Origin of the sequence: Lysinibacillus sp. NPDC097162 (genome assembly GCF_044762185.1) — a bacterium.
In the GTDB taxonomy this organism is placed as follows: Bacteria; Bacillota; Bacilli; order Bacillales_A; family Planococcaceae; genus Lysinibacillus.
The window spans coordinates 719468-739622 of the sequence record NZ_JBIWDT010000001.1; the positions used below are offsets into that span (position 1 = coordinate 719468).

The 20155-nt window shown below is 39.2% G+C and carries 23 protein-coding genes; 19 read left to right on the forward strand and 4 right to left on the reverse strand.

All coding sequences use genetic code 11. The features are described 5' to 3' along the window. The first annotated feature begins 102 nt into the window (after positions 1–102). The 7 genes from ACIQXW_RS03470 (at position 103) to ACIQXW_RS03500 (ending at position 4541) form a co-directional block, all read left to right on the forward strand. Positions 103–552 carry a DUF2487 family protein gene (locus ACIQXW_RS03470; protein ID WP_340825193.1) on the forward strand — a complete coding sequence of 150 codons (450 nt, stop codon included), beginning with the start codon at positions 103–105 and terminating at the stop codon, positions 550–552. 155 nt (positions 553–707) lie between these two features. Next, on the forward strand, positions 708–1211 hold the full coding sequence (locus ACIQXW_RS03475; RefSeq protein WP_340825192.1) for a Rieske (2Fe-2S) protein: 504 nt from the start codon (positions 708–710) through the stop codon (positions 1209–1211). Between the two features lie 22 nt (positions 1212–1233). After that, the gene (qcrB, locus tag ACIQXW_RS03480) at positions 1234–1908 is read left to right on the forward strand and encodes a menaquinol-cytochrome c reductase cytochrome b subunit (RefSeq protein WP_024364262.1); all 675 of its coding nucleotides are present in this window, start codon (positions 1234–1236) and stop codon (positions 1906–1908) included. Positions 1909–1950: 42 nt separating this feature from the next. Further along, entirely contained in the window at positions 1951–2724 is a 774-nt protein-coding gene (locus ACIQXW_RS03485; protein ID WP_340825191.1) for a menaquinol-cytochrome c reductase cytochrome b/c subunit, read from the forward strand. Positions 2725–2949: 225 nt separating this feature from the next. Next, on the forward strand, positions 2950–3546 hold the full coding sequence (gene lhaT / locus ACIQXW_RS03490; protein WP_340825189.1) for a lipoprotein heptaprenylglyceryl N-acetyltransferase LhaT: 597 nt from the start codon (positions 2950–2952) through the stop codon (positions 3544–3546). A gap of 60 nt (positions 3547–3606) precedes the next feature. Beyond that, positions 3607–4281: a zinc metallopeptidase gene (locus ACIQXW_RS03495; protein ID WP_483869805.1), complete on the forward strand. Its 675-nt coding sequence runs from the start codon at positions 3607–3609 to the stop codon at positions 4279–4281. Positions 4282–4337: 56 nt separating this feature from the next. Beyond that, positions 4338–4541, forward strand: coding sequence for a hypothetical protein (locus ACIQXW_RS03500; protein ID WP_402759916.1), 204 nt, complete (start codon positions 4338–4340; stop codon positions 4539–4541). A 60-nt stretch (positions 4542–4601) separates the two neighbouring features. On the opposite strand, the gene ACIQXW_RS03505 is transcribed toward ACIQXW_RS03500, so the two are convergent. Beyond that, on the reverse strand, positions 4602–5471 hold the full coding sequence (locus ACIQXW_RS03505; protein ID WP_402759918.1) for a YitT family protein: 870 nt from the start codon (positions 5469–5471) through the stop codon (positions 4602–4604). 114 nt (positions 5472–5585) lie between these two features. Here ACIQXW_RS03505 and ACIQXW_RS03510 point away from each other — a divergent pair, with 114 nt between their 5' ends. The 7 genes from ACIQXW_RS03510 to ACIQXW_RS03540 all read left to right on the forward strand — a co-directional run bounded on the left by ACIQXW_RS03510 (position 5586) and on the right by ACIQXW_RS03540 (position 11264). Then, a complete protein-coding gene (locus ACIQXW_RS03510; protein ID WP_024364257.1) occupies positions 5586–5921 on the forward strand; it encodes a nucleotide pyrophosphohydrolase in 336 nt (111 codons plus the stop codon). Continuing rightward, positions 5921–6718 carry a 4-hydroxy-tetrahydrodipicolinate reductase gene (gene dapB / locus ACIQXW_RS03515; protein ID WP_340825187.1) on the forward strand — a complete coding sequence of 266 codons (798 nt, stop codon included), beginning with the start codon at positions 5921–5923 and terminating at the stop codon, positions 6716–6718. Before ACIQXW_RS03510 ends, dapB begins: the two co-directional genes overlap by 1 nt. A gap of 18 nt (positions 6719–6736) precedes the next feature. After that, positions 6737–7141 (forward strand): methylglyoxal synthase, encoded by a 405-nt coding sequence (gene mgsA, locus ACIQXW_RS03520; protein ID WP_340825186.1) that lies wholly within the window; start codon positions 6737–6739, stop codon positions 7139–7141. A gap of 31 nt (positions 7142–7172) precedes the next feature. Further along, positions 7173–8318, forward strand: coding sequence for an N-acetyl-alpha-D-glucosaminyl L-malate synthase BshA (gene bshA / locus ACIQXW_RS03525; protein ID WP_340825185.1), 1146 nt, complete (start codon positions 7173–7175; stop codon positions 8316–8318). Beyond that, positions 8305–9480, forward strand: coding sequence for a CCA tRNA nucleotidyltransferase (locus tag ACIQXW_RS03530; RefSeq protein WP_402759922.1), 1176 nt, complete (start codon positions 8305–8307; stop codon positions 9478–9480). Before bshA ends, ACIQXW_RS03530 begins: the two co-directional genes overlap by 14 nt. A 158-nt stretch (positions 9481–9638) precedes the next feature. Next, on the forward strand, positions 9639–10169 hold the full coding sequence (locus ACIQXW_RS03535) for a GNAT family N-acetyltransferase (RefSeq protein ID WP_402762427.1): 531 nt from the start codon (positions 9639–9641) through the stop codon (positions 10167–10169). A 111-nt stretch (positions 10170–10280) separates the two neighbouring features. Then, positions 10281–11264 (forward strand): biotin--[acetyl-CoA-carboxylase] ligase, encoded by a 984-nt coding sequence (locus ACIQXW_RS03540; protein WP_401018712.1) that lies wholly within the window; start codon positions 10281–10283, stop codon positions 11262–11264. Between the two features lie 162 nt (positions 11265–11426). On the opposite strand, the gene ACIQXW_RS03545 is transcribed toward ACIQXW_RS03540, so the two are convergent. From ACIQXW_RS03545 to ACIQXW_RS03555, 3 genes are read right to left on the reverse strand one after another with little or no spacing between them, the layout of a single operon-like run. Beyond that, the gene (locus ACIQXW_RS03545; RefSeq protein WP_401018710.1) at positions 11427–12260 is read right to left on the reverse strand and encodes a DUF4097 family beta strand repeat-containing protein; all 834 of its coding nucleotides are present in this window, start codon (positions 12258–12260) and stop codon (positions 11427–11429) included. Further along, complete coding sequence (locus ACIQXW_RS03550) at positions 12261–12860, reverse strand: DUF1700 domain-containing protein (RefSeq protein ID WP_340825178.1); 600 nt, start codon at positions 12858–12860, stop codon at positions 12261–12263. It abuts the gene before it with no gap. Continuing rightward, positions 12853–13173, reverse strand: a complete 321-nt coding sequence (locus ACIQXW_RS03555; RefSeq protein WP_173478483.1) for a PadR family transcriptional regulator — start codon at positions 13171–13173, stop codon at positions 12853–12855. Before ACIQXW_RS03555 ends, ACIQXW_RS03550 begins: the two co-directional genes overlap by 8 nt. 544 nt (positions 13174–13717) lie before the next feature. On the opposite strand from ACIQXW_RS03555, the gene panB reads away from it, so the two are divergent. The 5 genes from panB to ACIQXW_RS03580 all read left to right on the forward strand — a co-directional run bounded on the left by panB (position 13718) and on the right by ACIQXW_RS03580 (position 20135). Continuing rightward, positions 13718–14554 (forward strand): 3-methyl-2-oxobutanoate hydroxymethyltransferase, encoded by an 837-nt coding sequence (panB, locus tag ACIQXW_RS03560; RefSeq protein ID WP_340825175.1) that lies wholly within the window; start codon positions 13718–13720, stop codon positions 14552–14554. Further along, on the forward strand, positions 14555–15409 hold the full coding sequence (gene panC / locus ACIQXW_RS03565) for a pantoate--beta-alanine ligase (protein WP_402759926.1): 855 nt from the start codon (positions 14555–14557) through the stop codon (positions 15407–15409). It begins immediately after the preceding gene. Position 15410: 1 nt separating this feature from the next. Continuing rightward, on the forward strand, positions 15411–15794 hold the full coding sequence (panD, locus tag ACIQXW_RS03570) for an aspartate 1-decarboxylase (protein WP_340825172.1): 384 nt from the start codon (positions 15411–15413) through the stop codon (positions 15792–15794). A 626-nt stretch (positions 15795–16420) separates the two neighbouring features. Beyond that, complete coding sequence (gene dinG / locus ACIQXW_RS03575; protein ID WP_402759928.1) at positions 16421–19192, forward strand: ATP-dependent DNA helicase DinG; 2772 nt, start codon at positions 16421–16423, stop codon at positions 19190–19192. Positions 19193–19364: 172 nt separating this feature from the next. Next, positions 19365–20135 carry an isocitrate lyase/PEP mutase family protein gene (locus tag ACIQXW_RS03580; RefSeq protein ID WP_402759930.1) on the forward strand — a complete coding sequence of 257 codons (771 nt, stop codon included), beginning with the start codon at positions 19365–19367 and terminating at the stop codon, positions 20133–20135. Positions 20136–20155: the final 20 nt, after the last annotated feature.

Sequence of the window (20155 nt, forward strand, 5' to 3'; positions counted from 1 at the left end):
GGTAACATGACTAGTGAATGATTGTTTTCACTTTTTATTGGTTATCCTATAAAAGAGTGGAAAAGGGCATTTTTATATTTGTAACAGTAGGGGGGGTATTGGATGTATTTTAATGCTAACGATGTGACATCGTTTTTAGCGCAGAAGGATTTTATCGATACGGCAATTATTCCACTCGTAGGAATCGATTTTAGTGCTGAAAAATTGAAGCAAAGTGGTGCAGAATCAGATTTTTTGTTATCGCTTACAGCTTTTATCGAACAACAGTTTAAAGGCCGCTTACTAGTCATGCCACCATTTTCGTATAGTACTGCTTTAAAAAGCGAAGAAATGCCAGTGCAATTAGAAACACAATTACATACTGCTGGCTTTAAGCATGTGTTCTTCATTACTTGTGACCATTTTTGGACAAATATTGGAGATGTTGTAAATATTATTTGGTTACCGGCTATTCCACTAGAATCCATGGATATGAGCGTGAAAAATACCATTCTCGAAGATCAGTTACGTCAAGTAATACCTGCATTTTCGACCAAATGGTCACAAATTTAGCAATTTGTTTCAATAAATGTTCACATTCTCCAGGTTTCCACAGAATGCTATATTGACCAAGCTATGGACTTGATATATCATAGATATGTCCTAGTATTACTATTTGTAAAAGTATGTCCGTTGGACTGACCTTTAAAGTTAGAGGGGGGAAAAGGATGAGTAACAATCGAGTTTCACGTCGTCAATTTCTAAGCTACACACTTACTGGTGTTGGCGGATTTATGGCGGCAGGTATGTTGATGCCAATGGTTCGTTTTGCAATTGACCCAGTTTTACAAAAGCATGAGGGTGGGGATTTTATCAAAACCGAACATAAAGTCGCTGACATCAATGCAGAGCCAGTTAAAGTTGACTTCACATTTGAACAAGTTGACGCTTGGTACAAATCTAATGTTACAAACGTAGCTTGGGTTTACAAAGAAGGCGACCAAATAATTGCTCTATCACCTGTTTGTAAGCATTTAGGATGTATGGTGGACTGGAATGGCGATTCAGCACACCCAAATCAATTCTTCTGTCCTTGTCATGCAGGGCGTTACGAGAAAAACGGGAAAAACATTGCAGGTACACCGCCTCTAGGTCCGTTGGATGAATTTGAAGTACAAGAAAAAGATGGTTATTTAATGATTGGTCCAGCAAGAGCAAATACTCTAGTTTAATTTGTAAGGGGGTACGAATTCAGTGCTAAACAAAATTTATGATTGGGTCGATGAACGATTAGATATTACACCGATTTGGCGTGATATTGCCGACCACGAAGTGCCAGAGCACGTGAACCCTGCACACCATTTTTCAGCATTCGTTTACTGCTTCGGTGGATTAACATTTTTCATCACAGTAATTCAAATTCTATCTGGTATGTTCTTAACAATGTACTATGTACCAGACGTCGTGAATGCTTGGAAATCAGTTTATTATTTACAAAACGAAGTAGCATTCGGTGAAATCGTACGCGGTATGCACCACTGGGGAGCTTCATTAGTAATTGTAATGATGTTCTTACATACGCTTCGTGTATTCTTCACGGGTTCTTATAAGAAACCTCGTGAGTTAAACTGGATGGTTGGTGTAGGTATTTTTGGTGTAATGATGGGTCTTGGCTTTACAGGATACTTATTACCATGGGATATGAAAGCATTGTTCGCTACTAAAGTAGGTATCGAAATTGCGGCATCTGTACCATTTATTGGTTCGATGATTAAAGTATTATTAGCGGGTGACAGTACTATTCTTGGTGCTCAAACGTTAACACGATTCTTTGCGATTCATGTATTCTTCTTGCCTGCAGTATTGTTTGGGTTACTTGCAGCACACTTTATCATGATTCGACGTCAAGGAATTTCAGGGCCGTTGTAATAATTCTTGACGGTTCGATGATTTTTTAAAGGAGGGGACACTATGCATCGCGGAAAAGGAATGAAATTTGTCGGCGATTCTCGTATTAAAGCGAATCACAGAATGCCGAACGTTCCAAAGGATTATTCCGAATATCCAGGTAAAACTGAAGCTTTCTGGCCGAACTTCTTACTAAAAGAATGGATGGTAGGTGCTGTTTTCTTAATCGCTTATTTATTGTTAACAGTCGCTCACCCATCTCCACTTGAAGGGCCAGCTGATCCAACAAGAGCATACACGCCATTACCGGACTGGTACTTCTTATTCATGTACCAACTCTTAAAATACTCATTTGCTTCTGGTCCATATAATGTTATCGGAGCAATTGTCATTCCAGGTCTAGCATTTGGAGCGCTATTATTAATGCCATTTTTAGATAAGAGTCCAGAACGCCGTCCGTCTAAACGCCCGTTACCAACTGCGTTTATGTTATTAACATTGGCTGCTATGTTCTATTTAACTTGGGAGTCAGTTGTAAATCATGACTGGGAAGCTCAAAAAATTCAAGGTGCTATCGTGGAAACTGTAGAGTTCGATAAAGGCTCAGAAGGTTACCAAATCTATGCTGGCTCTGCATGTATTACATGTCATGGTGAAGGCTTAGAAGGTGGTGCTGGTGCGCCAACACTTATGAATACAGGCTTAACAGCTGATGAAATTAAAGACATTGCCCACAATGGTTCACCAAGTGGTAAAATGCCAGCAGGTTTATGGACAGGATCTGATGAAGATCTACAAAAGCTAGCTGAATTTATCGAAAGCTTAAAAGCTGAATAATGTTAAAAAGAGTCGGGAAACTGACTCTTTTTTTCTAGCTTTTATTAAACATTTAGCACATAGGTTTGATATAATTAATTAGGAAAGTCTATGGATAAAACTTTATTTTGCAATGAGCCACATGTTGTAACTTAAAAGTGCCATACAGGCTTAGCCGCCAAAAAATACATAAAAATTAAAGAAAAAGACATCTTAGTATGGACGGATAGTAAAGGAGTTTTAATCATGCAAATGACACGTGCAAATATTTGGTACCTCCTTACGCATAAAACATTTTTAATAGTATTACTACTTATTAACTTATTAGGAACGATTTACGGCTATTATTGGTATGGCTGGCAATTAGCGATTACGAAGCCGATTTTTTATATTTTTGTACCAGATAGTCCGACTGCTAGTTTGTTTTTTTGTTTTGTGCTGTTGGCATGGATATTAGGAAAAAGATGGCCATTAATGGAAGTGTTAGCACTTGTCACATTAGTTAAATATGGTATTTGGGCAGATGTAATGAATCTCTGGACTCTCGTTGAAACAGGCTACATCGGCTGGCAAGGCTGGATGCTTATCGGCTCACATTTTGCGATGGCATTCCAAGGCGTCCTTTACATCGGTAAATATGTATTTTCATATTGGCATGTTGTGGTTGCAGCTGTATGGACATTGCATAATGATGTCATAGACTATGTATTTGGGCAAATGCCAATGTATCGTGATTTAGCTGAATATACAAGTGCCATTGGATATTTTACTTTTTGGTTATCAATTGCTTGTATTTTTATCGCTATTTTCTCAATTAGGTGGCGCAAATATTTGCCCAATTAGGGAAATCTCTATAGAATTATAGTATCGAGGTAGAAAGGGGTTAGAAAATTGTCAACAGGCATGTATATTGTTTATTTTGCGATTATTATGCTACTGCCATTGTACGCTCAAATGAAGGTAAAAGGTACGTATAATAAGTTTGCAAAGGAACGTACCATGAAGGGACAAACTGGTGCTGAGGTAGCAAGGGCGATCTTAGATGCGAACGGCTTGTACGATGTGCGAGTTGTGCCAACACAAGGTGTGTTATCTGATCACTACAACCCTGCGACAAAAACAGTCGCATTATCAGAAAGTAACTTTTATGAGGCAAGTGTAGCAGGTGCAGCAGTTGCTGCCCACGAAGTAGGCCATGCGATACAGCATAAAGAGGCATATTCAATGCTTACTTTACGTAGTAAGCTAGTTCCAGTTGCGAATTTTTCATCTGGCTTCTCTTGGGTTTTCGTTATGATCGGGATTTTTTCAGGTTTATCTAATATGTTATTGTTAGGTATCGTCTTATTAGCAGCAGGCGTAGTGTTCCAATTAGTAACATTACCAGTTGAGTTCGACGCATCAAAGCGTGCTCTTGTGCAAATGAATTCACTTGGTATTATTACGAATGAAGAGGAACGTCCAGCACGTAAAGTGTTAAGTGCCGCTGCGTTAACTTATGTAGCTGCTACAGCAGTAGCTGTTTTAGAATTATTACGATTAATTTTAATCTTTACAAATATGCGTAATGACGACTAAGAAAAACTTGTTATAGTGGGATGACCACTATAACAAGCTTTTTTATTTGTATGATAATGAGCAGAAAACCTCCACAACTAGGTGGGGATAAATCGCCGGTAGGGCAGGGGAAATCGCCGATAGAAGTCTATGAATCGCCGGTAGGACAGGGGAAATCGCCGATAGAAGTCCATGAATCGCCGGTAGGACAAGGGAGACCGCCGATAGAAATCCATGAACCTGTTGAAAGCAACCGCCGTAGCGTACAATATCGTGTTTAGCAGCAAAAAGTGTTAGATTGAATTACCATCAATCTAACACTTTTGCTCTTTTGCCTATTCTTAATGTAATGGTTGTTTTTGATCGTCGAGCGTGAAGCCTTCTCCAGCAACATCTCGAACTTCAGAAATAGAGACGAAGGCATGAGGATCGACCTCATGGATAATTGATTTTAAACGTACAACTTCATTGCGTCCAACAACGCAGTATATCACTTCTTTTGCCTGCTTAGTAAAGTGACCATGTCCTTCTAAAATCGTCACGCCTCTTTCCATACGTAACGAAATCAAATCTGCAATTGTGCTAGACTTCTCCGAAATAATGAGTGCTCCGCGCCCTGCATAGGCTCCGTCTTGAACAAAATCGATGACGCGTGCGCCTACGAACACTGCGACAAGCGTATACATCATAGAACGCGCATCTAAAAATGTTAGCCATGATAATAGTATAACAATAGCATCGAACATGAACATTGTTTTCCCCATGCTCCAGCCTAGATATTTATGGCCTAGACGTGCTAATATATCCACACCGCCCGTAGTGCCACCATAGCGGAAAACAATACCGAGCCCTAGTCCAACGAAAACACCCGCAAACAATGCTACGAGGAATAAATCATCCTCTAAGTGAATTGTGAACTGATATTTCTGAAAGATTTTCAGGAAGATGGATACTGAAATTGTACCTATTAATGTGTAAATAAAAGATTTTTTACCAAGTAGACGCCAACCTAAAATAAACATTGGAATATTCAATATTAAATTAAGTAATGCAGGATCCCAACCTAGTGTAAAATAAAGAACAAGGGTAATCCCACTAAAACCACCTTCACCTAGCTGATTTTGCATGTTAAAGTGTACAAAACCAAAGCTAAAAATGGCTGCTCCGAGCATTATTGCGATAATATTACGAATTCTGATCTGTTTAAACATAAGACCTCCTGTAATTCCTAACTATGAAGTAGTGATTTTATTATCTGTCATTTTATTGTTTTTGACAACAATGGTGTAAATTTTATACGATGGTAAATAGGAGTGTGATATTGGATGACAGAACAGATAACGATGCAAGCCTTGCAAAAACGTGTGGATGATTATATAGGGCAATTTAAGGAAGGTTATTTCCCTCCTTTTGAACTACTCGCACGTTTAACGGAGGAGCTTGGAGAATTGTCACGCGAAGTGCAAGACGTTTACGGACAGAAAAAGAAAAAAAGCACTGAAGAAACGAATAGTATTGAAGAAGAATTAGGTGACTTTTTCTTTGTTTTAGTATGCTTTGCTAATGCACAAGGTATAAAATTAGATGAGGCACTTTTACGCGTCATACATAAATTTGAAACGAGAGATAAGGATCGCTGGACAAGAAAGGAAGAGGAATAATGTCGATTCGTGTAGCAATTGCAGGGCCTAGAGGAAAAATGGGAGCTGAAGCTGTACATACAGTTATGAAACATGCCAAAATGGAGTTAGTAGCTGTACTAGATTATAAAGAGGTTGGCCAGACATTAGCTGATTTAGAAATGTTCCCAGCAAGCTATACAGCACCAATATTTACAGATATGAACGAGCTAGTAGAAGCGACTGCCCCTGACGTTTTAGTAGATTTAACGAATCCACATGCAGTATACAATCATACAAAAGAGGCTTTAAATTTAAATGTACGACCAGTTATTGGCACAACTGGTTTTACAGATGCTCAGCTTGAAGAATTATCAGCACTTGCTAATGAGAAGGAGTTAGGCTGCATTATCGCACCAAACTTTGCAATTGGGGCAATCCTGATGATGAAATTTGCTAAAGAAGCAGCAAAATACTTACCAGATGTAGAAATCATTGAAATGCACCATGACCAAAAGTTGGATGCGCCTTCTGGTACTGGTGTCAAAACAGCACAACTGATCCAAGAGGTGCGAGCACAAAAAACGCAAGGTCATCCACAGGAAAAAGAAACGATTGAAGGAGCAAGAGGGGCTGATTTTGATGGTATGCGAATTCATTCTGTTCGCTTACCTGGTTTAGTGGCACATCAGCAAGTATTGTTTGGAGGAGACGGCCAACTATTAACAATCCGTCATGACTCATTAAATCGTAACTCCTTTATGTCCGGTGTTGCATTTTGTGTAGAAGAAGTTATGAAAATGGATCAGCTAGTTTATGGTTTAGAAAACATCATCTAAAGAACGGATGGAAAATTTATGAAAATCGCATTAATTGCACATGATCGCAAAAAAGATAATCTAGTACAGTTTGCTATCGCTTACCGTGATATTTTAAATGAACATACACTTTATGCAACAGGTACAACAGGGCAACGTGTTATGGAAGCTACAAGCTTAGAGGTTACACGTTTTCGCTCGGGTCCCCTTGGCGGGGATCAACAAATTGGCGCAATGATTGCCAATAATGATATGGATATGGTCATTTTCTTCCGTGACCCCTTAACAGCACAACCACATGAGCCGGATGTTTCTGCACTTATCCGTCTTTGTGATGTTTACCAAGTGCCACTGGCAACAAATATGGGAACTGCAGAAATACTACTAAAAGGCCTACAAGAGGGCTTTGTGGATTGGAGACTGATTCAAGAAAGACGAGACTAAAAGACGTGAATTTAGAAAGGATGATTATCGAATGAGAAAGCTAAAAATCGGCATTACCTGTTATCCAACAGTTGGAGGCTCTGGTGTTATTGCAACAGAATTAGGAAAAATGCTTGCAGAGAGAGGGCACGAAATTCATTTCATCACCTCAAGCGTACCATTTCGATTGAATAAAATTTATCCGACCGTCTTTTTCCATGAAGTAGAAGTGAACAATTATTCAGTATTTCAGTATTCGCCGTATGATATTGCATTAGCGAGTAAAATGGCGGACGTGATTAAAGATGAAGGGTTAGACGTACTACATGTACATTATGCAATCCCACATGCCGTATGTGCGGTGCTAGCCCGAGAAATGAGTGGGCAAAATATTGGTATTGTGACAACACTCCATGGCACGGATATTTCCGTACTTGGACAGGATTCTACGCTGTCACAAGCTATCAAATATGGTATTGATAAGTCTGATATTGTAACTGCAGTTTCAGAGTCACTAAAAGAACAAACCTACGAACTTATTGATACTGTAAAGCCAATTGAAACGATTTATAACTTCGTGGATGAGCGTGTCTATCGTCCGCAAGATGCTGGTAACTTAAAAGAGCAGTTTGGCATTCAAGAAGATGAAAAAGTCATCATTCATGTTTCTAACTTCCGTAAAATTAAGAACCTCCCTCATATTATTGATGCGTTTATGAAAATCCGAGGAAATATAAAAGCGAAGCTATTGTTAGTAGGGGATGGACCCGAAAAGCATCGCGTGATGGATCAAGTAAAAGAAAGCCCGTATGTCAAGGACGTCTTATTTTTAGGTAAACAAGAAAATTTAGATGAATTGTACGCTATTAGTGATCTGAAGCTATTACTGTCACAACAGGAATCTTTTGGACTTGTATTGCTTGAAGCAATGGCTTGTGGTGTGCCATGTATTGGTACGACCGTTGGTGGAATACCAGAAGTCATTGATCATGGTGTAGATGGCTATTTAGTGGAATTAGGCGATACGGATGCTGTAGCTGACTATGCTGTACAGTTATTGAACGATGAAGATAAGCTACTTCGTTTCCGCGAAGCAGCGATGCGAGCAGTTAGTGAAAAATTCCACTCATCTAAAATTGTCGAGCAGTATGAACAACTGTATGAAAAGGTTGCTGAAAAAAACCATGCAAAACAATAAAGAATGGCAAGCTGCTTTCTCAGTTATTGAACAATTAGAGGAAGCAGGCTTTGAGGCAGTTGTCGTAGGCGGAGCTGTGCGAGACGCCCTATTAAATCGTCAAGCACATGATGTAGACGTAGCGACAAATGCATTGCCACAAGAAGTTAAAACTGTTTTTAATCGTACCGTTGATATTGGTATTCAACATGGCACCGTGCTAGTTCTTGAGCCAACAGCACCAGTTGAAGTTACAACGTATCGCACAGATGGAGAGTATACTGATCATCGAAGACCAGAGGAAGTCCATTTTGTAAGGTCCCTGAAAGAGGATTTACAGCGCCGTGATTTTACGATGAATGCAATAGCTATGCGTCGAGATGGCACGTTTGTAGATTATTATAATGGGCAGCGTGATATTGAGGCTGGCGTTATTCGAGCAGTAGGAGAAGCAAAAGTGCGTTTTGCTGAGGATGCCTTACGAATGCTAAGGGCTGTGCGTTTTTCAGCACAGCTTGGCTTTACGATCGAAGCTGAGACACTTCAGGCAATACAGGAAAAGGCTTCAGATATTGCCTGGGTTGCCAAAGAGCGCATTAAGGCTGAACTTGATAAGCTGTGGGTAGGGAAAGATGTTTATAATGGCATTAAAAAGCTTGAAGAAAGTGGCTTAGTGTCCTATTTGCAAGGTGACTTCCAAGTCGAACAATGGCAAGGCTTTTCTGTACAAAATGCAACTTGCGGTTGGGCGTATTTTGCTCTTATACAAGGTGACCAATGGCAGGAAGTGTTGCGTGCCTATCGTTTATCGAATAAGGAAATGGCATTTGTTAAGGCTGTTTTAGGTGCGTTCCATGCGTTACAAAAGGGCTGGACAAGTATGGACTATTTTACGTATTCGCTAGAGGAGCTCGAAGCGGCACAATACTTTGCACAGTTGAAAGAGCTAATGAACCACTCGCAGCAAAGCATACGGGAGGTTCAGGCAAGCTTACCTATAAGACATCGCCAAGAACTTGTAGTGAATGGAATGGATTTATTGCAATGGTCAGGACAAAAACGGGGACCATGGTTAAAAGAAGCTTTACAATTAATTTTAACGGCCGTTGTGAATGGGGAACTTACTAATGAGCAAAACCACATTAAGGATTGGTTTGAGCGCGAGTATGACCTTAAAGGATAAATAGTTGATTATATAATGAAAATAGTGCAAGTGACAAAAAGTGACCATTTAAATTACGTCATTACAAGGTCACTTGCTTTATCTTTTTATTAGCATTTTGAGTGAAAACTAGAAACGATTTATACATAAACAAAATTTCAATCAAGGTGGGGTGGATGATGATTGACCATCTAATAGGAGAGAGAGTTATACTGAGAGAGTTAGAGCAACACGATTGGAAAGCTGTACATGAATATGCATCGCAACCAATTGTTTGCCAATATCAACCATGGGGTCCTAATTCCGAAAAAGAGTCATATGAGTTTGTCACGCAAGTAATGTTGGAAGCTACAAACATGCCAAGAAGTCGCTTTGTTTTTGCTGTTATGGAAAAGGAACGGTTAATCGGTGCTGGGGAAATTAATATTCCAGATTTTACGAATAGACAAGGTGAGATTGGCTATATTATTCACCCAGACTATTGGGCAAAGGGGTATGCTACAGAAGTATCGAAGCTACTAATTGAATTTGGATTTAGTACATTAAATTTACACCGTATTTTTGCAACTTGTGACCCGAGAAATTTAGGCTCTGCAAAAGTGTTAGAAAAAATCGGCATGACTCAAGAAGGTAAAATACGACAAGATTTGTTATTAAGAGATGGCTGGCGAGATTCCCTTTTATACAGTATTTTAAAGCATGAATGGTAAATCTTATTGCATCTCTTGCTAACGAGACAAGTTCGTTATAGATGATATATTTGAAATGCCATTGTTGTGATTAGGTGCAATGAAGAAAAATACTAAAGGATTGGTTTGAGTATGAGTATGTCCATGAAGGATGAAATTTTAAAAAGATTATTAGCAGCTAGCGGTGAGGCAGTTTCAGGACAAGACTTGGCAGATTCACTAGGGGTGTCACGTACTGCTATTTGGAAGCATATGCAGACGTTACAGGAGGAAGGCTACACTTTTGAAACGGTTAAGAAAAAAGGCTATGTGTTAACTGGTGTGCCGAATAGCTTAAGTCCAACACAATTAGAATTATTTTTAAAAACAGAGCGGTTAGGACGACAAATTCACTATTTTGATGTCGTGGATTCTACACAAATAATTGCGCATAAGCTAGCACAAGAAGGTGCCCCAGATGGAACGATTGTTATTGGTGAAGAACAAACGGCAGGGCGCGGTCGCATGTCTAGACCATGGGAATCAGCAAAAGGTACAGGTATTTGGATGACCATTATTTTACGACCCGATGTATCACCACAGCAAGCTTCTTCATTTACACTTGTCGTTGCCGTTGCAGTTACAATGGCCATTAAAACATTATATAAACATGTAGAGCCTGCAATAAAATGGCCAAATGATTTACTGATAAACGGAAAAAAATGTACGGGGATTTTAACAGAAATGCAGGCAGAGGCAGACCTTGTACAAGCATTACTTGTCGGGATTGGTATCAATGCTAACCAGCAAGAAAAAGATTTTTCTCCTGACATCGCAAATATTGCCACATCGCTACGCATAGCTGCAGGAGAAGAAATTAATCGTGCTGCACTTGTCGCAACGATTTTACAATATTTAGAGCAGTTTACTGAGCTATTCGTAAAAGAGGGCTTCTCCAGTATTAAAGAGCTATGGGAGCAAATGTCATGCACAATAGGACAACGTATCGAAGTGACGACTTTACGAGAACGTTTTGAAGGCATTGCTAGCGGCATTACAGATGAAGGTGTGCTACAGCTAACATTAAATGATGGTACAATTCGAACAATTTATTCGGGGGATATTAAAATTTTATAAAAAATTAAATTACTCGACATTGCTTTTAGAAACAGGGGTAAAAGTTAACTCTAGCGAAAAGCGACCGTTGTACCGGCCATGCCATCAACGGCATAGCAAAAAAGAGTTAGATTGATTGCAATCAATCTAACTCTTTTTCTATTTTATCCCAGCATCTTGTTATCATTTTAGAGATAATGCTATATCTCCATGTAAAAGTGAAACGCTTAGCTGATTTTCTCCTGCAAGGAGCTGAGAAACCTTACTATTTTGCGAACTATCATTTACTGAAATATCTCCGAAGCTTGTATTCAATTCGAAACCTACATCACTTTTTTTATTGTCTAAGTGTAGCAAAGTATCTCCAAAGCTAGAGGTGATGTTGGATTGACCGTTCAGTGTCCCATTAATAGTAATATCCCCATGTTCACTTTCAACAACAAGACCGCTACTTTTAAATTGCTTGAGTGTTAAATCACCGAAAGACTGAGTAATCTCCGTTTTTTCTCCTGCAATATTCTTCAGTAGAATATCTCCATAATCTTCATTAAGGCTTAATTGCTTGTAATCGAATCCTTTAAGCGTTGTATCGCCAAAATTACTGTCAATAACTATGGAATTTAATTTTGTATCTTTTGGAACAGTAATTTTTATGGAAGGTGATTTGAATGTCCCGATGCCAATCGTCATACCGCTTTTTCTTTTACTTTTCGTTTCAACTGTCAAAGTGCCATCTTTCATACTATAAGTTACGTCCGTATTTTTCATAACGTTTGTTTCTAATGTATAGCTATCTGACTGAAGTATTTCAACATCCCCGTAGTCATTGTTTATGTGTAAATCTGTAAATGCTTCAAGTGCATAAAAATTATTTTCGAGCCCATTTTTAGCTGGGACAGTGAAGCCATTATCTTCTTTTATGATAAACCATCTTCCTCCAGAGGAAAAACCAATTACGGCAAGTAAAATACCTAAAGTAATCATACTAAGCGCAATGAGCTTGTATCGCGAAATCATCTAAAATCCCCCTTTACGCTTTTTTGTAATTTTACGGAATAAACTTGCCAATACTTCCACACAAACAAGACCAATTTTCTTAATCAAGCGTGCTACGGCAGGGAAAAGTAAAACACCCAATCCTGTTACAATTAGTCCTATTCCCATAAAGAGCAATGCTGTTGGCCAGTGCTCTGTTAAAACAAAGAAGCCTGCAATGAGTGCCACAACACCGCCTAAAAAGATGCTTAGAACTGTTGCAACAATCGCCACAACAACGCTAAAAATGACTGCTCCAACCGATATCATAAGTGCTACCGCAACTGCTAGTATTGGTAAAGATAATGGTGCCGACAATATTGCAAGAATAATGAGCCAAATAGCGGTCATATTTTTCTTTGTAGAAGCGGGTGTTGCATCTAAATCCTTTAAAGCAAAGTCAGCCATTATTTGTGAAGCAACAACAGAGGGAGAACCTAGTTGTGAAATGACTTGCTGCTCATTTTCTGCGCCTGCTTCATCAAAATACTCTTCATAATAGACAAGCGCAGCATTTAGCTCATGCGCAGGAAGCCGACTTAATTTGCCTCGTAGCTTTTTTAAATAGCTTACTCTATCCATCTAATTTCCCTCCTAAAAGTACACAGTCAACTTTTTGCTTATACATTTGCCACTCCTGTAAAAGCTCTAGCAATCGTATACGCCCTTGCTCGGTTATTTGATAATACCGTCTATTTCTCCCTTGGTAGGGCTGGTCATATGTTGTTAGGTAGTTTGCTTTTTGTAAACGGCGTAAAACCGGATACAGCGTTGATTCGGATATATCCATCACAGATTGTACCTGCTGTGTTAATGAGTAGCCGTATGCATCTTCCTTATCAACAATCGCAAGTACACAAGCATCGAGTAATGCGGAGCCTAGCTGAAATGTCATCTTTCCACCTCACATTCAATTACCTATACAAGGTTTTATATTATATGCTGTATAGTATGCTGATAGTATATGACGTATAATATGTGTTTGTCAATTTTTGTGAAAAAAATGTTCGGACGAAATACTAGGGGACGTCCATTGCTAGAAAAAAATATTTGAAGATTAATTGGAATCTGTTATAGTAGTGCTGAAGGGCAGTATCCTTTGTGAACGGCACCTTCAAAAGCAATTTACAAATTACAACAAATATCTGCCTTGATCTTTATAGACAGGGACGGAAGAAAACGATGCGTTCAAAATTTAACTTGATTCAGTAGAAATAGCCTAACTATAAAAGTTGAAATGGCTGGTTTCTATTTGTTTAAATGAAGTTAAAACCTCATCGTCATGTCACGGATTTTTAGTTGCATAGCAAACAAAATCCTGCTGGTATGTTAACAACAATGAGGTAAAACGGTTCTGAACGAACACATGACCTTTCTGTCCATTTTAAGGAATAGAAAGGTCTTTTTGTTTTTTTCCTTAAAAAAAGGAGGACTACACAATGAAGACGACATCAGATTTTTTAAAAATGAAAGCAGCAGGAGAGAAAATCGTCATGTTAACAGCGTACGATTACCCTTCCGCAACATTTGCAGAAGAAGCAGGCGTTGAAATGATTCTCGTAGGGGATTCGCTTGGAATGGTAGTGCTTGGTTATCCTTCAACGATGCCAGTTACCGTAGCGGATATGGTTCACCATGCAAAAGCTGTCCGTCGCGGGGCAAAAAATACGTTTGTTATCGTGGATATGCCATTTGGGTCTTATCAAGGTGATATTAACGACACTTTAAAAACTGCGGTATCTATGATGCAGGAGACTGGTGCAGATGCTCTTAAGCTAGAGGGGGCGGGGGATGTACTGCCGGTTATTAGTAAATTAACATCAGCAGGGATCCCGGTCGTTGCGCACTTAGGCTTGCAACCGCAATTAGCAGGAGTGCTTGGGGGCTATAAGGTACAAGGGAAGACAGCCGAACAGGCAAAACAACTTATTGAGGATGCCAAAAAGTGTGAAGCTGCGGGCGCTTGTGCAATTGTATTAGAATGTATTCCACACCAGCTAACAGAGCTAGTTTCCGCTGCACTAATTATTCCTACGATTGGCATTGGCGCTGGACTTGAAGCAGATGGACAAGTGTTAGTTTTCCATGACATGCTTAGCTATGGATCACATCATGTACCAAAATTTGTGGAACGTTATGCCGATATGGGAAGTGAAGCAAGTAGTGGTATTGCTAATTTTGTAAATGCAGTGAAGACTGGGACATTCCCTACATTAAACCACTCCTTCACGATGAAGGATGAAGCCTTGGATCAGTTATACGGAGGCGTTAAATAAATGAAAGTCATCACGACAATCGAAGCACTAACTGCAGAAATTCAAACAGCTAAGAAAGCGCAAAAAACAATTGGTTTAGTGCCAACGATGGGTTATTTGCATGAAGGCCATTTAACATTAGCGTCAAAAGCACGTGTAGAAAATGACCTTGTTGTTATGAGTATTTTCGTTAATCCGACGCAATTTGGTCCAAACGAGGACTTTGAAAGTTATCCTCGTGATTTAGAACGAGACACGGCTTTAGCACGATCTGTAGGTGTAGATATTGTTTTTGCACCAAGTGTTGAAGAAATATATCCGCATAATGGTGGTATTCGCATCTATGCAGGCGAGCAGGCAACAATTTTATGTGGCGCAAGCCGACCAGGGCATTTTGATGGCGTATTACAGGTCGTATCAATTTTATTTCACTTAACTCAGCCAACCCGTGCGTATTTCGGTCAAAAGGATGCACAGCAAGCGGCTATTATCGCTACGATGGTACGTGATTATCATTTCCCGTTAGAAATGCGTGTCGTGCCTATCGTACGTGAGGAGGATGGCTTAGCAAAATCTTCGCGCAATGTCTATTTGAATGCTAAAGATCGTAGTGAAGCACCGGCTATATATGAGGCTTTACAGCTTGCTAGAGATAGCTTTCTAGCAAATGGTGATGCAACTGGGGCACTGGCAAAAGCAAAGGCGCACATCACTGCACGCACACATGGAAAAATTGATTATATTGAATTATTGGCTTACCCAGACCTACTACCAGTAACAGCTCAAACGGAACAAGTCCTTTTAGCAGCTGCTGTCTATATCGGTCAAACGCGATTAATCGATAATTGTATCTTTAATGTGAAAGAAGGAAAATAACATGTTACGAATGATGATGAATAGCAAAATCCACCGTGCTACTGTAACGGAAGCGGATTTAAATTATGTAGGATCCATCACAATCGATGAGGATATTTTAGATGCAGTTGGTATGCTACCAAACGAAAAAGTGCATATCGTAAATAATAATAATGGTGCTCGCTTTGAAACTTATATTATTGCAGGTGAGCGTGGCTCAGGTGTTATTTGTGTAAATGGTGCAGCAGCGCGCCTTGTACAACGCGGAGACATCGTCATTATTATCTCTTATGTTTATGTGGATAATGCAGAGGCAAAAGAACATAAACCAACTGTAGCGATTATGGGAGAAGGTAATACAATAAAAGAAATGATTGCCTACGAGCCTGAAGCAACTATATTGTAGTGCCAGTCACTCACACAATTCTGAAACAATTCTGAAATCAAGCAGCACTGCAAGTAGGAAAATTTATTATAACTAAGTAAAAATCCACGAAGACTTCTGCGGGAACAGCACACAATGTAAGACGCAACAGGCGACGCGATAGCGACGGTTGCTGCTTACAATGTGCCCGCGGAAAGCGAAGTGGATTTTTACGCTTTTAGAAGCCTATGTTTTGCTAGTTGTCTATTTAAAAGTGCCAGTCACTCACACAATTCTGAAAAAATTTTGAAATCAAGCAGCACTGCAAGTAAGGAAATTTATTATAACTAAGTAAAAATCCACGAAGACTCCTGCGGGAATAGCACACAATGTAAGACGCAACAGGCGGCGCGATAGCGACGGTTGCGGCTTACATTGTGCCCGCCGGAAAGCGAAGTGGATTTTTACGCTTTTAGAAGCCTATGTTTTGCTAGTTGTCTATGTTAAAGTGTCAGGCACTTAAACAATTTTCAAACAATTTAGAGGAGTTTTATGGAAAAACATTAGCGAAAAAGCGTTTTCTTTCATCCAAGATGGTGGAAGGATGACCAGCGCGATGAATTTATGATAAAATTCATCTATCTAATGTGAACTGTGAGTTGAGATGTATGATGGAAAGTCAAAAGTATGCAATTGTTGATTTGGAGACGACAGGTCATTCTCCAGCAAATGGTGACCGTATGATTCAAATTGCCATTGTAATTATGAAGGATTGGGAAATAGAACGAACTTATTCAAAATTTATTCATCCAGGTAAATCTATTCCGTCCTTTATTCAAGATTTAACGCATATTACGGACGAGGATGTCAAAGATGCCTTGCCGTTTGAGGCACATGCGGACTACATATATGAATTGATTGCCGATTGTGTTTTTGTCGCGCATAATACCGATTTTGACTTATCCTTTTTACAAGCAGAATTCAAACGAGCTGGTTTACCGAAATGGCATGGTAAGAAAATGGATACGGTAGAGCTAGCAAAAATTTTATTCCCTATGTCACTTAGTTTTAAGCTAGGTGATTTAGCAGCGGATTTAAATATTGAACTTGAAAATGCACATAGAGCGGACGATGACGCACTTGCAACAGCTGAGCTTTTTAAACGTAGTTGGAATGAGCTTCTAAACCTTCCGCAGCTAACGCTTGAACAAATGCATAAACGCTCGTTCCGTTTAAAATCTAATTTATCCCAGCTTTTCTTTGAGGCACTACAAATAAAACGCCATCAAAGTTCGACTGATGAACATATTACCTACTATCGCAATTTTGCGATTTGTGATGGTCGTCAAAAACAGGTTTTTAAGCCGGAACTAGCACCTTATCCTCAAACGGCAAAAGACAAAGAAGCAATGATGACAAAGGCTATGCCTAACTTCGAGCAACGACCTGCTCAATTTGCAATGATGGATACGATTTGGCAAGCATTAAACACGAAAGAAGAATGTATTATCGAGGCTTCTACAGGCATCGGTAAAACGGTTGGCTATCTTTTACCTTGTATTTTATATGCACGAGCGCACAATAAAAAGATAGCGATTAGTACGTATACAGCACATTTACAGGAGCAGCTTGTCGAAGAGGAACTACCAAAAATCGAAAAAATTCTTGGCACAAAAGTAAATGTTGCTGTACTTAAAGGCATGCAACATTATATTGACCTCGCACGCTTTGAGCAGTGTATAGCATATGCAGATGAATCATATGACGATACCTTTACAATTTTACAATTGCTAGTATGGCTGACAAAAACCCAAACAGGTGTGTTAAGTGAACTTAATGTTTCTGGTGGAGGACAGCTATTTTTAGAAAAAATCCGCAAAATACCTGATGAAAAATCGACAAAAGGCTTTGATTTCTACGAGCAAGCATTAAAAAATAGTGCAACAGCGGATTGCATCGTGACGAATCACTCGATGGTAATTAGTGATTTAGTTCGTCAAACGCCAATTTTTACACAAATCGATGGTTGGATTATTGACGAAGCCCATCAAGTTATTCAAGCAGCTATGCAACAGGATGAAACGGTCTTTTCGTATACACAATGGAAATATGTTTTTGGCCAAATTGGTACAATGGAAGAAACAGCTCTCTTTCAGCAATTTAGTCAGGCTGCCAAGAAGAAGCAGCGCATTCCGATGCAAAGCTTACAGCAACTAGATAAACAATTTATACGTCTACAGCGTGTATTTGACGAAACAATCCAGCGTGTAGTACAAAAAGTACAACAGCAAATTAAAGGCAAACAAACAAGTAGCAAGTGTACACTGTTTTTAGAGGATGTATTACTTGCAAAAGAGCCACTTTTACAAGTAAGCAAACTATTACAGCAATGGCTAGACCTTGCAGTAGAAGCTGGCAAAGCTTTTGAAAATAATATTGAGCAATTAGACAAAAATGAAGTATTTATATTATCCGAGTGGCATTATTGGATTCGTGAAATGAAGCTAAGAATTGCTGAATGGGAGGAAATTTTCCTTTTACCACAGGATGATAATTCAGTGTGGTTTGAGTTTGATTTGCGCAGTGTACCAGGGAGTCTACATGTTTATAAAAAGCCAGTAAATGTCACACCAATAATTGAAAAGGTACTTGCACCACTCCGTAATCAAGCAAGTATCGTCTGGACTTCAGGAACATTAACTGTACCAGGCAATGAACGTTTTATTACACGTCAGCTTGGTATTTCAGACAGTGTGCATGTCGTACAGTTACAGGCACCTCCTTCGTATTATGCAGGTGCAAAGGCGTTTATCGTCACAGATATGCCGGACATTCAAAAAGTTACACAGGCGGAATATATTGAGGCAGTTGCGCACGCCATTACACGTACAGTTCGCATGACAGAAGGCCGCTGCTTTGTCTTATTTACTGCACAAGATATGCTGCGAAAAACAGTTGAACTAATACAAGATAGTGAACTACTCGATGACTATATGCTCTTTGCACAAGGTGTTACAGGTGGTAGTCGGATGCGTATTCTCAAATCGTTTCAGAAATTTAGCCAGGCAGTGTTATTTGGAACAAATAGCTTTTGGGAAGGAGTAGACGTCCCAGGTGACGCACTATCTTCCGTAATCGTTGTACGCCTGCCATTCTCTTCTCCAGAGGAGCCAGTGTTCAAGGCACGTGCCAAACACCTTACAATGCAAGGGCGCAACTCATTTACAGAGCTGTCTTTACCTGAAGCGATTATGCGTTTTAAGCAAGGTTTTGGCCGATTAATCCGTTCTTCGCAAGATAAGGGCGCATTTATTGTGTTAGATCGTCGTATTAGCTCAAAATCGTATGGAAAAGAATTTATTGATGCATTACCACCGATAGATGTGAGAAAACTACAATTACCAGAGCTTTTAAAAGAATTAAGTAATTGGCAAAAATAATAAAAGTCCCTTTTAGCATTATGCTAGAAGGGATTTTTAATAATTGGTGCAAAGAGGTGGCTTTTTCATTGTCATTAAAGTGCCTGCAATAGACCATAACAGCAAGAATGAGGACGAAATGACTGTTGAACCCCTGTTAAGATGATATCTATCACGTATAGGGGGATTAAATATGACGACAATAAAAACATTCAATGCGTTACATGCCACACAAGATTTATTATTATTAGGGAATGCCTGGGATTTACTATCTGCATTAACACTAGAAAAAGCAGGATTTAAAGCAATTGGTACTACAAGCTGGGGAATTGCGAATTCGCTCGGTTATGCAGATGGAGAATGTATAGATTTTAATAGACATTTAGCTATAATTAAAGCGATTACGGATAATGTAAATATCCCAGTTTCAGCAGATATTGAGGCAGGGTATGGCAGCGATACGAAAACAATTTTGGATAATGTATTAAGAACAGCCGATATTGGTGTAGCAGGTATCAATATTGAGGATTCACTAAAACAACAAAAAGGACTAAGAAATATGAATGAACATTGCTCCCTATTAGAAAAAATGAGAACAATGTTAGATCAGCATGGCTATAAAGACTTTTTTATTAATGCAAGGACAGATACATATTTTCAATTAGAGCAGCCATTTTTGGAAACAATGACAAGAGCAAAGGCATATGTGGACAGTGGTGCTAGTGGAATTTTTATACCAGGGCTGATAGATCATGAAGAAATAAAAGAAATTACTTCAGCTATAGATGCTCCCATTAATTTAATGTCGTTACCAGGTTTAACGAATTGTCAAACGCTACAAGAATTAGGCGTTAAACGTTTTAGCTTTGGCAATGCATTATCAGATACAATCATTGCTTATTTGACAAAAAATGCGACACAGTTAGTCGAGACGAGAGATACATCATTTTTATATGAAAAATAGCTGAAGCAAGGAGGCATTTA

Coding starts and splice junctions, on each gene's coding strand:
- ACIQXW_RS03470 (WP_340825193.1), top strand. CDS start 103: ATGTATTTTAATGCTAACGATGTGACATCGTTTTTAGCGCAGAAGGAT.
- ACIQXW_RS03475 (WP_340825192.1), top strand. CDS start 708: ATGAGTAACAATCGAGTTTCACGTCGTCAATTTCTAAGCTACACACTT.
- ACIQXW_RS03485 (WP_340825191.1), top strand. CDS start 1,951: ATGCATCGCGGAAAAGGAATGAAATTTGTCGGCGATTCTCGTATTAAA.
- lhaT (WP_340825189.1), top strand. CDS start 2,950: ATGCAAATGACACGTGCAAATATTTGGTACCTCCTTACGCATAAAACA.
- ACIQXW_RS03495 (WP_483869805.1), top strand. CDS start 3,607: ATGTATATTGTTTATTTTGCGATTATTATGCTACTGCCATTGTACGCT.
- ACIQXW_RS03500 (WP_402759916.1), top strand. CDS start 4,338: ATGAGCAGAAAACCTCCACAACTAGGTGGGGATAAATCGCCGGTAGGG.
- ACIQXW_RS03505 (WP_402759918.1), bottom strand. CDS start 5,471: ATGTTTAAACAGATCAGAATTCGTAATATTATCGCAATAATGCTCGGA.
- ACIQXW_RS03510 (WP_024364257.1), top strand. CDS start 5,586: ATGACAGAACAGATAACGATGCAAGCCTTGCAAAAACGTGTGGATGAT.
- dapB (WP_340825187.1), top strand. CDS start 5,921: ATGTCGATTCGTGTAGCAATTGCAGGGCCTAGAGGAAAAATGGGAGCT.
- mgsA (WP_340825186.1), top strand. CDS start 6,737: ATGAAAATCGCATTAATTGCACATGATCGCAAAAAAGATAATCTAGTA.
- bshA (WP_340825185.1), top strand. CDS start 7,173: ATGAGAAAGCTAAAAATCGGCATTACCTGTTATCCAACAGTTGGAGGC.
- ACIQXW_RS03530 (WP_402759922.1), top strand. CDS start 8,305: ATGCAAAACAATAAAGAATGGCAAGCTGCTTTCTCAGTTATTGAACAA.
- ACIQXW_RS03535 (WP_402762427.1), top strand. CDS start 9,639: ATGATTGACCATCTAATAGGAGAGAGAGTTATACTGAGAGAGTTAGAG.
- ACIQXW_RS03540 (WP_401018712.1), top strand. CDS start 10,281: ATGAGTATGTCCATGAAGGATGAAATTTTAAAAAGATTATTAGCAGCT.
- ACIQXW_RS03545 (WP_401018710.1), bottom strand. CDS start 12,260: ATGATTTCGCGATACAAGCTCATTGCGCTTAGTATGATTACTTTAGGT.
- ACIQXW_RS03550 (WP_340825178.1), bottom strand. CDS start 12,860: ATGGATAGAGTAAGCTATTTAAAAAAGCTACGAGGCAAATTAAGTCGG.
- ACIQXW_RS03555 (WP_173478483.1), bottom strand. CDS start 13,173: ATGACATTTCAGCTAGGCTCCGCATTACTCGATGCTTGTGTACTTGCG.
- panB (WP_340825175.1), top strand. CDS start 13,718: ATGAAGACGACATCAGATTTTTTAAAAATGAAAGCAGCAGGAGAGAAA.
- panC (WP_402759926.1), top strand. CDS start 14,555: ATGAAAGTCATCACGACAATCGAAGCACTAACTGCAGAAATTCAAACA.
- panD (WP_340825172.1), top strand. CDS start 15,411: ATGTTACGAATGATGATGAATAGCAAAATCCACCGTGCTACTGTAACG.
- dinG (WP_402759928.1), top strand. CDS start 16,421: ATGATGGAAAGTCAAAAGTATGCAATTGTTGATTTGGAGACGACAGGT.
- ACIQXW_RS03580 (WP_402759930.1), top strand. CDS start 19,365: ATGACGACAATAAAAACATTCAATGCGTTACATGCCACACAAGATTTA.